Genomic DNA, 12,102 nt, shown 5'->3' on the forward strand with positions numbered 1-12,102 from the left:
GGGCGGCTGATCGTCCCCAGCTTTATCACAGGTAATGGATCAGATTTTGCTGGTCGAACCGATACTGGCGGTTGTACACACCGTTTTCAGCACGTCGCCCGGCGGCCAGCACCATAGTCACCAGCCCTTTGCGCGGAAGCTTGAGGAGCTTTCTTACCCGGCACTCGTCAAACCCTTCCATCGGGCAAGAGTCGTATCCATGGGCGCGTAGCGCGAGCATCAGGTTTTCAGCCGCCAATGCCGTGGATTTGGTCGCCCTCACCTTCATTTCATTCACCGAATAGGGCCCACGCGGCACAGGGCGAGACAAACCTACCACTAGCCCGGCCGTTTTCTTGGCCACGCCCAGAAGGCCCAACGGGCCTTGGTTATAATGAACGGGTGCGATCTTTTTGTAGTACTTCTCAACAATTGAAGGCAGCTTTTCCTCCTCTGGCCAGTCTTCCAGCGCCAAGCGTGCATGCTCCCGCCAGGTGTCCGGGCGCGCAACAATCGCGATCAATACCGGTGCAGTGGTGGCGGCGTTCTGGCCCAGGCATGCCTCGGCAAGTTTGCTTCGAAGTTCCGGTGTTCTGACCACAAAAAACTCCCACGGCTGCAAGTTGCTGGAATTTGGTGCCAGCGTGGCCAGTTCCAGGCAATCTTCAAGCACCGCATCGGGAATGGGTTCGTCCGTGAATCGCCTTACAGAACGACGGCTGCGAACAACCTTGCGGAATTCTTCAACATCAATCTTCGGAAGAGGAAGAGGGCCTGTTTTTGCGTTCATGATTAATCCCTGAATAGGCCGCAGTATGAAAGTACGATGACGGCTTGCCGCATGGTTTTTTGAGCTATATGGTTACGGTAAAACGCTTGTGATGCAATCGCCGGGATGACGACGAGCCAATGAAGGATACTCTTGCGCAGCTGCCTTTTGATGAATTGATCCGCCAGGTACGCGCCTGCTCGATATGTGCTGAAGCCTTGCCCCTGGGTCCGCGGCCGGTTGTGCAGCTATCACCGGAGTCGCGCATCCTTGTGGTTGGCCAGGCTCCGGGACGACGCGTACATGAAACGGGGTTGCCGTTTAACGACCTCAGCGGCGACCGTCTCCGGCAGTGGATGGGCATAACGCGGGAGGTGTTTTACGATGACCGCAAGCTGGCCATTCTTCCCATGGGGTTCTGTTATCCGGGCAAAGGTAAGTCTGGTGATTTGCCGCCCAGACCGGAGTGCGCGCCTGCTTGGCGTAATGCGTTACTTGAGCGATTGCCTGGTATCAAGCTCACGCTGGTTATCGGCCAGTACGCTCACGCCTGGCACCTGAAGGACGGGAAAAAATCGGTCACCGAAAATGTCAGAAACTGGCAGCGATATTGGCCAGACGTGCTGCCAATGCCCCATCCCAGCCCGCGGAACAACCTCTGGTTGCGCCGGAATTCCTGGTTTGAAGAGCAGGTGATTCCCGAGCTTCAGAAGCGTATAGCCAGTCTATTGGCATCAGACACTTTGGTGGAGTAGGGGGCCGGGACTGGATGTCGTAATTTTATCCGCCAGATAGAAATCGAGAGACTCGGTACCGCTGGTAGATGCGTGAAGTCCCTGTTTGGTCCGGCGCCAAAGAATGTCCTCGGACGTCATGGCCCACTCGTTCTTCACAAGATGCTGAACTTCTTTTTCGAACAGGGTGCCTGCGAAATGCTGACCCAGGTCATCCACCGAGGTGCAGCCCTGCAGAATATCACGAGACGTTGTACCGTAAGTCCGCACATATCGGCTAAGAACGGCCTCTGGCAGCCAGGGAAACTCTTGCTTGAGCGCTGCGGCAAGGTTGTCCTGATTGTCGAAATCGCCGCCAGGCAGAATCGCTGTTTTTGTCCAGTGGCCGCCCGCTTTCGGAAAGAAATGGCACAGTTTGTCCGTAGCGGCCTCTGCCAGTTTTCGGTAGGTAGTGATTTTGCCTCCGAACACTGAAATCAGGGGCGCCTTGCCTTTCTCCTGATTGACTTCAAACGAGTAATCACGGGACGCCTTCTGGGCGTTTTCCTCTTCGCCATCCATAAGCGGCCTGACGCCTGAGTACGACCATACGACATCGGACGGTTTGAGCTGCCGGATGAAGTGCGAATTGACGATGTTCAGCAAATAATCGGTTTCTTCCGGTGATATCCTGGCTTTTCTCGGGTCACCTTCGTATTCCACGTCTGTGGTGCCTACCAGTGAGAACTCGTCCTCATAGGGGATCACAAATACAATGCGCTCGTCTTCATTCTGCAGAATATAGGCTTCCTCTTCCTGATTGAGCCGTGGCACGACAATGTGGCTGCCTTTGACCATTCTGATCGTTCTGGGTGCCGGCATGGAGAGTGTTTCACTAAACAGCTTGCTCACCCAGGGACCTGAGGCATTCACAATCACTTTGGCTGAAACGGTTTTCTCGCCATTGCTCGACATGTCGCGAAGTGTGATTTTCCAATCCTTTTGTCCACGCTCGGCTTTGACGCACTTGGTTCTGGTCAGGATTTTAGCGCCGGACTGCTGTGCTTTTTTTGCGGTTAGGATAACGAGCCTGGCGTCATCCACCCAGCCGTCGGAGTACTCGAAACCTTTGGTAATCTCAGGTTTAAGCGGACCTGATGCGCCAAAGCGTATGGAGCGGGAGCCCGGCAGGATTTCACGCTTGGCCAGATGATCATAAAGAAACAGGCCGGTGCGTATCATCCACGCAGGTCTCAGGTGCGGCTGGTGCGGGAGGCGAAAGCGCATTGGCCACATGATGTGCGGTGAGTTTCTGAGAAGGGATTCACGTTCAGCGAGCGCTTTCTGGACCAACCGGAACTCGTAATGCTCGAGGTAGCGCAGACCGCCATGGATCAGCTTGCTGCTGTTTGAGGAGGTAGCAGAGGCCAGGTCATTCATTTCACAGAGCAACACCTTGAGGCCCCGCCCGGCTGCATCCATTGCTATTCCTGTTCCGTTGACACCGCCGCCAACAACGACAACGTCATATTGTTCGTGGTCCGTAGTCATTGTTGGATATCTCCTGATGCCATGGGAAAAGAACAGTTTCGCTACGCAAGCTTTCCGGCGCAAAAACGCGCAATAAACGCATTATGCGAAAGACAAGAATATTCGTAAAGGAAAATATAGAAAATAAACGAAAATGGCAAGATGAAGAAGAATTGTCGGGTGCCTCCTGCGTTCGAAGAGGCCGTCAGACCAGGTGGAGCTTGATACTGTGTTCGTTCAGGAGCTGAGAGATCTCGGCCGGTGGTTGCTGGTCGGTAAACACATGGTCTGCCTGGGTAATGCTGCCCAGTCTTACCATTGCATTGCGGCCGAATTTTGAATGGTCGGCGGCGAGCAATACCTGGCTGGAATTGGCGATGATCGCCTGCGCCACACGGACTTCGCGATAGTCGAAGTCAAGCAGCGAGCCGTCCGTATGGATACCACTGATGCCGATGATGCCGAAGTCCATTTTGAATTGGTTGATAAAATCGCGCGTGGCTTCGCCTACAATGCCTCCATCGCGGCTCCGCACTTCTCCACCGGCGATGATCACGTGGAAGTCCTCTTTTGCGGAGAGAATGGAGGCGACATGCAAATTGTTGGTCACAATCTGCAAATTGTTTTTTTCGAGCAGCGCTTTGGCGATGGTTTCGGTGGTGGTGCCGATGTTGATGAACATCGAAGAGTTATCCGGGATCAACTTGACCATGGCTTCGGCGATACGCTCTTTGGCTTCCAGATCCATGATCTTTCTGGCCTGGTAGGCCGTGTTCACCGTGCTTGAGTCAATACCGGCGCCGCCGTGATGCCGGCGGAGCTTTTTATCTTTTGCAAGCTCATTCAGATCCCTTCGGATTGTCTGGGGCGTTACTCTGAACTGGTCGACAAGCTGCTCGGTCGTTACAAAGCCGTTCTGCTGGATCAGTTCCATGATCAGATCCTGCCGCCGTCGCTGTGCCATTCAATAGCCCTCCAACCTGTCGTTGTTCTAATGCGAAATAATGAGCGTCCGTAAACACGGTGCAAATAAAGTTTAGTCTTTTTCAGTATTTTATACAGCCTATTGAATGGGTTGCGTTTTGGTTGGTCGGCGTTGTTTTCGAAACACCTTGGCATTCATGTTCAAAAGAGCAAAAATGCGAACAAATAAGAAAGCGGGGGAGACGCTAAATGAGCCAGTATTTACTTTCCATTGACCAGGGGACAACAAGTTCCCGGGCCATGCTCTTTGATCTCAAAGGGAATATACATGCAGTGCGGCAGCAGGAGTTTCCCCAACAGTTTCCGGACAGTGGTTGGGTAGAGCACGACCCTGATGATATCTGGTCGTCTGTGAAACAGACGTGCGACGCGGTGATGTCGGAAGAGTGCACAGACGATGACGAGGTGATTGCTGTCGGCATCACCAATCAGCGGGAAACCACCATCGTTTGGGACAGGGCGAGCGGCAAGCCGGTTTATAATGCGATTGTATGGCAGGATCGGCGAACAGCCTCCTATTGCAAATCACTCAAAAGTGCCAGTCATGAACCCTGGGTTCATAGCAAAACCGGATTGTTGATCGATCCATATTTTTCGGCCACCAAAATCCGGTGGATACTGGAGAATGTGCCTGGTACCCGTGAGCGTGCCGAGCGCGGAGAGCTGGCATTCGGAACGGTTGACAGCTTTCTGCTCTGGCATCTCACCGGAGGACAGGAGCACCGAACCGACGCCACCAACGCGAGCCGGACCCTGCTGTTCAATATACATACCCAGCAGTGGGATTCAGAGTTGCTGGAGCTGTTCGGCATTCCCGAATCCATGCTGCCCGAGGTGATGGACTCAGCCGACGATTTCGGAATCATCTCTGAGGGTGGAGCCCTTAATGGCGTGCCCGTGCTCGGTATAGCGGGTGACCAGCAGGCAGCCCTGTTTGGCCAGACCTGTTTCAATGTAGGGATGGCAAAGAGCACCTATGGCACGGGCTGCTTTTTGATGCTGAATACCGGTGACAAGGCTCTGAAATCCGAGCACAGACTCTTAACAACCGTTGCCTATCGCCTGAAAGGCAAGCCTACCTACGCCATGGAGGGCAGCATCTTTATCGCCGGTGCAACGATTCAATGGTTACGCGACGGCCTCCGTTTGATTCAGAACGCTTGTGACACAGAGCCATTGGCAGAAGGCACGCCGGTAGATCACGGCGTTTATCTTGTACCGGCGTTTACAGGCCTGGGCGCACCCTACTGGGATCCCGATGCGCGCGGGGCAATTTTTGGCCTGACCCGGGACACGGGCATCAAGGAAATTGTGACCGCCGGCCTGCAGTCGGTGTGCTATCAGACCAAAGACCTGCAAAAAGCGATGGAAAAGGACGGTAGCCGCCCGATCAACTTGCGGGTTGATGGCGGAATGGTAACGAATAATTGGGTGCTTCAGTTCCTTGCGGATATTCTTGGCGCGCGAGTGGACAGGCCGTCAATTGTGGAAACAACAGCACTTGGCGTCGCGTATCTGGCCGGGCTTCAAGCCGGCGTGTATGGATCGCTGGACGAGCTAGCGAGTTTGTGGCGATGTGACCGGAGCTTCGAGCCGGTCATGACAAAGGAAAAGCGTGATCAGTTGTACGACGGCTGGATTCAGGCTGTTCATAAGCTCTGAGCAGCTTGTTGGGGGACAGCCCAGCAGTGCAGAGTGGTTTAACGGACCCCCAGTTCCCGCAACCGCTTGTAAAGCGTATTTCGGCTGATAGACAACTCTTTTGCAGCGCTCGATACGTTGCCTTTACACCGGTGGTAAACGTGAAGTGTATAGGCGAGCTTGTTGTGTTCGCCGTTTTCGGGCTGATCTCGCAGCTTGCTGGGTGGCTTCGGTGCCGCATCGAAAGACGCCATCTTTGCTGGCTTATTAGCAGAGGCGAAGGCCGTGGCCTCAAATTCGGCGAGGAAGTCTGTTGGCAAATGCCAGATTTGTACATCCTCCCCATCGGCAATGGCTATGGCCACCCTCAAGACATTTACGAGTTGGCGGATGTTACCCGGCCAAGGGTGATTTTCCAGGGCTGATAGTACCCTTGGGGTTAGCGCTTCGCTCTGCGCCGGGTCCCGGTGCTCTCGGTAGATGTGCTCAATAAGATTGCGTTTGTCAGTGCGGTTTCGAAGTGCGGGCAGTTCAATACACAGCCCGTTGATCCGATAGTAAAGGTCTGCGCGGAACTGCCCGGATTCAATGCTCGATGAAGGTGAGCGGTTGGTTGCGGTGATCAGCAGAATATCGACCGGAACACTTTCTGAGGCTCCTACGGGTGTGACCACCCGCTCCTGAAGTACACGAAGCAGCCGTGACTGCGCGGATAACGGCATCTCGCCAATTTCATCGAGAAACAATATGCCTTTGTGGGCCTTGCGGATCAAACCAAGGGAGCCTCGAGCCCGCGCGCCGGTAAAAGCTCCCGCCTCGTAACCAAACAATTCGGATTCCACCAGCTCCGGCGGGATGGCCGCGCAATTCACTGCAACCAGAGGCTGATCCCTGCGTTGAGTCGCTTCGTGCAAAACCTTTACCAGCACTTCCTTGCCAACGCCGGTTTCGCCGGTTATCAAAAGCGGAACGCCCCGATTGAGAACTTTCAGGCTCTGCTCGGCACAGCGACGAACCGATGCGTCACCGTACTCCAGGCTGCTAAAGCCGGATGGCGTGTTTTGTGCTGAAGGCTCCCGAATGCCCGCATCCTTATCCAAAGGCGCCTTTCGTGTTGAAGAAGGTCGCTTGAGGCGAGCGCTCAGTCTTACCTTGCTTCTGGTCGTAAGTTGTATTGCCGTGTGTTCCGGATGACCCAGGATGTGGTTACGGTGAGTTGTAAACAGATCATCAAGCCTGGTGTCGGCGGTTTGGGTGCCCAGCAACTGATCCGCGCGCTGATTGCTGGCAACTATCTGGCCTGAATCATTACAGACGAGAATGCCGGACCAAGGGCTGTCGAAGTTGTCTGCGGTGGTGTTGAGTGTGATCTGAAAGTGATCCGACTCAAACTCCCGGTTGAGCAATCGGTTTTCTACGGACTGGGTAAGCAGTCGCACCATGCCGAGGGTGTGCGCCTGCGGCAGGTAGGCATCGCTGAACACGCTCAATACACCGGTAAGCTGCTTCCGGGCATCGAATATGGGAGCGGCGGAGCCGATGATGCTCCGGTGGAGCTTGAGAAAGTGTTCGTTTCGCTGTATCTGAATCGCTTTCCCGGCGGCAATAGCGGTCCCTATGGCGTTGGTGCCGCACTGTTGCTCCTGCCAGTTCGCGCCTTCCTGAAACCAGGGTTTGAGACGGGGCTCCGTGATGCGCGTGTCGCCCCAGCTTTTTAATACGGTGGCGTGCTGATTCGCCAGAAGGATCAGGCAGCGGCTATTGGAGAGCACGTTCCGGTAATAGGGAAGCACCTCCGCCTCGGTACTCGAAAGCAATTCGTGGTATTGGCGCTCCAGATCTTGCTGTTGAAAAGCTTCTGGCGCGGGTGGAGCCGGTTCGTATTCATGGTCGAGGCCCCACGCGATGCAGCGTTCCCAGGATTTCGCAACGTCACTTCGGTTATCCAGGTGTTTGTTCTTCTTCATCGGGCGGCATCTCTGTGTTCGTTTTTATGTTTTTCGGTATTGGTAATCGGAGCCGTGTGTTCAGTTGAGACCCGGGAGCTGTTCAATCATCTGTGCAAACAGTGTTCACGTCAACGTTCAACTTGAGCAAGGTGTTGTTAAACGAACATTGTTATTTTCGGATGAGAAATATAGAGAAAACTAAAAGCTTTTAAAATCAGAGTTGTAATGGTTTTCACGTACAAGTTTCAGAAAACTGGTACAGGCCTTGCGTTCAAAGATTCCAAATAGAATTTCCGGACGTTCGTTTCAGGATCCGGATGCGCTTCCATAAGAACAACAAGGAATGCTTATGTCCTTAACGCTGGAGAACCTCTCCCGCACGGTCGACGGAGTCGACTACGTACGGGATGCCAATCTCACTTTTGAGGCTGGCTCCTTCAATGTCTTGCTTGGCCGGACGTTGGCCGGTAAAACCTCAATGATGCGACTGATGGCCGGCCTCGATAAACCGTCGCAAGGCCGTCTGTTGTATAACGGCGAGGATGTTACCGGGCAAAACGTGCAGCGCCGTAACATCTCGATGATCTATCAGCAGTTCATCAACTATCCCACGCTTACCGTCTACGAAAATATTGCGTCACCGCTGCGCCTGGCCAAAATGGCAGAGTCTGAAATTGATCGCAGGGTAAAAGAAACGGCGTCGATGTTGCAGATTGAACCCTTGCTCAAGCGCTACCCACTTGAGTTGTCCGGCGGCCAGCAGCAGCGTACCGCTATGGCTCGCGCGCTGGTTAAGGATGCCACCCTGGTGCTGTTTGATGAGCCGCTGGTGAATCTTGATTACAAGCTGAGGGAAGAGCTCCGGGCGGAACTCAGGGACCTGTTCCGGGAGCGCCAGTGTATTGCGGTTTACGCAACAACAGAGGCAAACGAAGCTCTGGCACTGGGTGGCACAACAACGCTTTTACATGAAGGCGGTGTGGTTCAGACCGGGCCGGTCATGGAGGTTTACCGTGCGCCGGTTAATACCCTGGCCGCGCAATTGTTCAGTGAGCCTCCAATGAACATGGTTCGCGGACGTGTGACGGACACTGAAGTTACCTTTGATGAATATTCCCACCACGCGCTGACCCAGGAACTGGAAAAGCTGACGCCCGGTGATTACTGGTTCGGTATTCGCCCCAGCCATATTGCGCTGGTTCCAACCAACGATGACGATCTCGAGATGTCCATGGAAGTCGCTCTGAGTGAGATCAGCGGTTCTGAAACCTTCATGCACGTTGAGAACAGTCATTTCGAGATGGTGATGCAGCTCATGGGCGTTCACCAGTACCACACCGGCGCGCCGGTCAAGGTTTATCTGCCGATCAACAAACTGTTCGTCTTCGATAAGGATGAGCAATTGGTGCACACACCATCCCGGGTTGCCGGAGGAGCTGTCTGATGGCTGAAATTCAATTGAAAGCCTTGGCGCACAGTTACAGTGATACACCAACAGGCCCGGATGACTATGCCATTCGCCAGCTAGACCATGTCTGGCACAAAGGCGGTGCCTATGCGCTGCTTGGGCCTTCGGGATGTGGCAAGAGCACCATGCTGAATATTATCTCCGGGTTGATTCAACCGTCGGAAGGGGAGGTGTTGTTTGATGGCAAGCGGGTGAACGAACTCTCTCCGCGGGACAGAAATATCGCACAGGTATTTCAGTTCCCGGTTATTTACGACTCGATGACGGTATACGAAAACCTGGCGTTCCCGCTTAAGAACAACAAGGTTCCCGCCTCCAGAATCAAGGTTCGCGTGCAGGAGATTGCAGAGGTTCTTGAGATTGAAGACAAGCTTCATAAAAAGGCCAGGAATCTGACCGCTGATGAAAAGCAGAAGGTGTCCATGGGGCGGGGGCTGGTGCGGGAAGACGTCTCGGCGATTCTGTTCGACGAGCCGCTAACCGTTATCGACCCCCAGCTCAAATGGAAGCTGCGTCGGAAACTCAAGCAGATCCATGAACAGTTTGATATCACCATGGTGTACGTCACCCACGACCAGCTTGAGGCCTCTACATTTGCCGACAGAATTGCCGTGATGTACGACGGTCAGGTTGTTCAGTTCGGTACGCCTACGGAACTCTTCGAGGCGCCCAATCATACGTTCGTTGGTTACTTTATCGGAAGCCCGGGAATGAACATTGTGGAGGTCGAGCGGTGTTCAGATGGCGTCTGTTTTGGCTCCACTGTGCTGCCACTTGAGAGCTGGCAAGTCGATATTCTCAAACGCATGACATCCGGGAACCTGAAGATCGGCATACGCCCGGAGTTCATCGAGATCTCGCCTATAGCGTCTGACGATACCTACGAGGCAAATGTCCAGGATATAGAAGATCTGGGCACCTATAAAATCGTGACGGTGCAGCTTGGCGAGCAGGAGTTGAAGGTGCGCCAGAATGAGGAATTTGAAGCCAGCATCGACAGCCCCGTACACCTTTCATTCCCGAAACAGTGGTTGATGCTGTACGTGGATGAATTCCTGGTTCAGGAGCAACAGTGATGGACAAAATCCCTGATAACCGCGCCTGGTGGCTCGTACTGCCAGTGTTTCTTCTTGTTGCCTTTTCGGCGCTGATACCCCTGATGACCGTGGTTAACTACTCGGTTCAGGATATCTTCGGGCCAGGCCAGGCCTATTATGTTGGCGCGGAATGGTTCAAAGAAGTTCTTGCGGATGAACGGCTTCAGGACTCACTGATCCGGCAGTTCGTGTTCTCCGGTTTTGTGTTGCTGATTCAGATTCCACTGGGTATCGGTGTGGCCCTGATGATGCCGAAATCCGGCATCAAGGGCTCCCTTTGCCTTATCCTCATTGCCATTCCGTTGCTGATTCCCTGGAACGTCGTTGGCACCATCTGGCAAATTTTTGCTCGCGGTGATATCGGTTTGTTCGGCTGGGGTATCAATCAGCTTGGTATTGACTATAACTACACCGGCGACACCCTGGACGCCTGGCTGACAGTGCTTCTTATGGACGTCTGGCACTGGACGCCGCTGGTTGCTCTGCTTTGCTATTCCGGTCTGCGTGCCATTCCCGAGGCCTTTTATCAGGCGGCGGAAATCGACCGCGCTTCGAAATGGGCGGTATTCCGGTATATCCAGCTCCCGCGTCTGAAAAGTGTGCTGATTATTGCTGTGCTGTTGCGATTCATGGATAGCTTCATGATCTATATCGAGCCATTTGTTCTCACTGGTGGCGGCCCGGGAAGCTCCACGACGTTCCTGAGCCAGACGCTGACCACCATGGCAATAGGGCAGTTCGACCTGGGGCGTGCTGCGGCATTCTCACTGATCTACTTCCTGATTGTATTGCTTATTTCCTGGTTGTTCTTCACCGCTATTACTCACGCCGACAAAGAAAAATAAGGAGAGTGAGATGAGACAGACGCGTTCCAAGAATGTCGGGATTACCCTTTTTATCCTGCTGCTTCTGACACCGGTTTACTGGTTGCTGAACATGTCGTTCAAAACCAACCAGGAAATCCTCGGAGGTCTTACGTTATGGCCGCAAACCTTCACGTTTGATAACTACGCAGTGATCTTTACCGACCCCAGTTGGTATAACGGCTACCTCAACTCCATGTTGTATGTATCGATCAACGTGGTCATTACGCTGTCGGTTGCGTTGCCGGCAGCCTATGCGTTCAGCCGATACAAGTTTCTGGGCGACAAACACCTGTTCTTCTGGCTGCTCAGTAACCGGATGGCGCCGCCTGCGGTTTTCCTGCTGCCGTTCTTTCAACTGTATTCATCAATTGGTCTTTTTGACACCCATATTGCCGTTGCGCTTGCGCACTGCCTGTTCAACGTGCCATTGGCGGTGTGGATCCTGGAAGGCTTCATGAAGGGCGTTCCACGGGAATACGATGAGATGGCTTACATTGACGGCTACAGCTTCCCGAGGTTCTTTATAAAAGTGTTTTTGCCGATGATCCGTTCGGGTATAGGCGTGACAGCCTTCTTCGCTTTTATGTTTTCCTGGGTTGAACTGCTTCTGGCCAGAACACTCACCTCTGTGGACGCTCAGCCTATCGGGGCGATTATGACTCGCACCATCGGAGCCAGCGGTATTGACTGGGGTGTACTGGCGGCCGCCGGCGTTTTGACCATTGTTCCCGGTCTGCTGGTTATCTGGTTTGTTCGCAACCACGTGGCCAAAGGCTTCGCTCTCGGACGGGTATAAGGAGAATTCATATGATTGCCTGGATGAACTGGACACCCACTGTTGTTGTTTTCTTTGCGGCTATCGCAATGATTCTTGCGGCCATGACCGTTTATGAAATCGTTTCTCCCTGCACCGAGCGCAAGGGTTTTCTGCCCATCGAAACGACACGGGGAGACCGGTTGTTTATCGGTTTTCTGTCCGCTGCATATATACATCTGGCGTTCCTCGCCGTTAGCAGCATTACGCTCTGGGTTGCTTTGGCAGTGTCTGTAGTTTGGCTTTTGGTTCTTTTGCGGTGGGGCTGAATGCAGCTGAATATGCGGTTGCA

The 12,102-nt window shown here is 53.6% G+C and carries 11 protein-coding genes; 7 read left to right on the forward strand and 4 right to left on the reverse strand.

Features of this window, described 5'->3' with window-relative positions:
- Positions 1-25: 25 nt before the first annotated feature.
- Entirely contained in the window at positions 26-769 is a 744-nt protein-coding gene (locus FFI90_RS03075; protein ID WP_144776420.1) for a nitroreductase family protein, read from the reverse strand.
- A 119-nt stretch (positions 770-888) separates the two neighbouring features.
- Between FFI90_RS03075 and FFI90_RS03080 the strand changes: the two genes are divergently transcribed.
- Entirely contained in the window at positions 889-1,503 is a 615-nt protein-coding gene (locus FFI90_RS03080) for a uracil-DNA glycosylase family protein (protein WP_144776422.1), read from the forward strand.
- Here the strand turns inward: FFI90_RS03080 and glpD are convergent.
- Both glpD and FFI90_RS03090 read right to left on the reverse strand, forming a co-directional pair.
- Positions 1,483-3,012, reverse strand: coding sequence for a glycerol-3-phosphate dehydrogenase (gene glpD / locus FFI90_RS03085; protein ID WP_144776424.1), 1,530 nt, complete (start codon positions 3,010-3,012; stop codon positions 1,483-1,485). The genes FFI90_RS03080 and glpD overlap by 21 nt on opposite strands.
- A 184-nt stretch (positions 3,013-3,196) precedes the next feature.
- Complete coding sequence (locus tag FFI90_RS03090) at positions 3,197-3,955, reverse strand: DeoR/GlpR family transcriptional regulator (protein WP_144776426.1); 759 nt, start codon at positions 3,953-3,955, stop codon at positions 3,197-3,199.
- A gap of 209 nt (positions 3,956-4,164) precedes the next feature.
- Here FFI90_RS03090 and glpK point away from each other — a divergent pair, with 209 nt between their 5' ends.
- Positions 4,165-5,637 carry a glycerol kinase GlpK gene (glpK, locus tag FFI90_RS03095; RefSeq protein WP_144776428.1) on the forward strand — a complete coding sequence of 491 codons (1,473 nt, stop codon included), beginning with the start codon at positions 4,165-4,167 and terminating at the stop codon, positions 5,635-5,637.
- A 38-nt stretch (positions 5,638-5,675) separates the two neighbouring features.
- Here glpK and FFI90_RS03100 read toward each other — a convergent pair whose 3' ends face one another.
- Positions 5,676-7,583 carry a sigma-54-dependent Fis family transcriptional regulator gene (locus tag FFI90_RS03100; RefSeq protein WP_144776430.1) on the reverse strand — a complete coding sequence of 636 codons (1,908 nt, stop codon included), beginning with the start codon at positions 7,581-7,583 and terminating at the stop codon, positions 5,676-5,678.
- 331 nt (positions 7,584-7,914) lie between these two features.
- Here FFI90_RS03100 and FFI90_RS03105 point away from each other — a divergent pair, with 331 nt between their 5' ends.
- The 5 genes from FFI90_RS03105 to FFI90_RS03125 are packed head-to-tail and all read left to right on the forward strand — an operon-like array spanning position 7,915 to position 12,079.
- A complete protein-coding gene (locus FFI90_RS03105) occupies positions 7,915-9,009 on the forward strand; it encodes an ABC transporter ATP-binding protein (protein WP_144776432.1) in 1,095 nt (364 codons plus the stop codon).
- Complete coding sequence (locus FFI90_RS03110) at positions 9,009-10,109, forward strand: ABC transporter ATP-binding protein (protein WP_144776433.1); 1,101 nt, start codon at positions 9,009-9,011, stop codon at positions 10,107-10,109. The genes FFI90_RS03105 and FFI90_RS03110 overlap by 1 nt, the downstream gene beginning before the upstream one ends.
- Positions 10,109-10,975 (forward strand): carbohydrate ABC transporter permease, encoded by an 867-nt coding sequence (locus tag FFI90_RS03115; RefSeq protein WP_144776436.1) that lies wholly within the window; start codon positions 10,109-10,111, stop codon positions 10,973-10,975. The genes FFI90_RS03110 and FFI90_RS03115 overlap by 1 nt, the downstream gene beginning before the upstream one ends.
- A 10-nt stretch (positions 10,976-10,985) precedes the next feature.
- Positions 10,986-11,792, forward strand: a complete 807-nt coding sequence (locus FFI90_RS03120; protein WP_144776437.1) for a carbohydrate ABC transporter permease — start codon at positions 10,986-10,988, stop codon at positions 11,790-11,792.
- Between the two features lie 11 nt (positions 11,793-11,803).
- The gene (locus FFI90_RS03125) at positions 11,804-12,079 is read left to right on the forward strand and encodes a DUF2160 domain-containing protein (RefSeq protein ID WP_144776439.1); all 276 of its coding nucleotides are present in this window, start codon (positions 11,804-11,806) and stop codon (positions 12,077-12,079) included.
- Positions 12,080-12,102: the final 23 nt, after the last annotated feature.

It is taken from the genome of Marinobacter maritimus, from assembly GCF_007671675.1.
Taxonomy (GTDB): Bacteria; Pseudomonadota; Gammaproteobacteria; order Pseudomonadales; family Oleiphilaceae; genus Marinobacter; species Marinobacter maritimus.

Coding starts and splice junctions, on each gene's coding strand:
- FFI90_RS03075 (WP_144776420.1), bottom strand. CDS start 769: ATGAACGCAAAAACAGGCCCTCTTCCTCTTCCGAAGATTGATGTTGAA.
- FFI90_RS03080 (WP_144776422.1), top strand. CDS start 889: ATGAAGGATACTCTTGCGCAGCTGCCTTTTGATGAATTGATCCGCCAG.
- glpD (WP_144776424.1), bottom strand. CDS start 3,012: ATGACTACGGACCACGAACAATATGACGTTGTCGTTGTTGGCGGCGGT.
- FFI90_RS03090 (WP_144776426.1), bottom strand. CDS start 3,955: ATGGCACAGCGACGGCGGCAGGATCTGATCATGGAACTGATCCAGCAG.
- glpK (WP_144776428.1), top strand. CDS start 4,165: ATGAGCCAGTATTTACTTTCCATTGACCAGGGGACAACAAGTTCCCGG.
- FFI90_RS03100 (WP_144776430.1), bottom strand. CDS start 7,583: ATGAAGAAGAACAAACACCTGGATAACCGAAGTGACGTTGCGAAATCC.
- FFI90_RS03105 (WP_144776432.1), top strand. CDS start 7,915: ATGTCCTTAACGCTGGAGAACCTCTCCCGCACGGTCGACGGAGTCGAC.
- FFI90_RS03110 (WP_144776433.1), top strand. CDS start 9,009: ATGGCTGAAATTCAATTGAAAGCCTTGGCGCACAGTTACAGTGATACA.
- FFI90_RS03115 (WP_144776436.1), top strand. CDS start 10,109: ATGGACAAAATCCCTGATAACCGCGCCTGGTGGCTCGTACTGCCAGTG.
- FFI90_RS03120 (WP_144776437.1), top strand. CDS start 10,986: ATGAGACAGACGCGTTCCAAGAATGTCGGGATTACCCTTTTTATCCTG.
- FFI90_RS03125 (WP_144776439.1), top strand. CDS start 11,804: ATGATTGCCTGGATGAACTGGACACCCACTGTTGTTGTTTTCTTTGCG.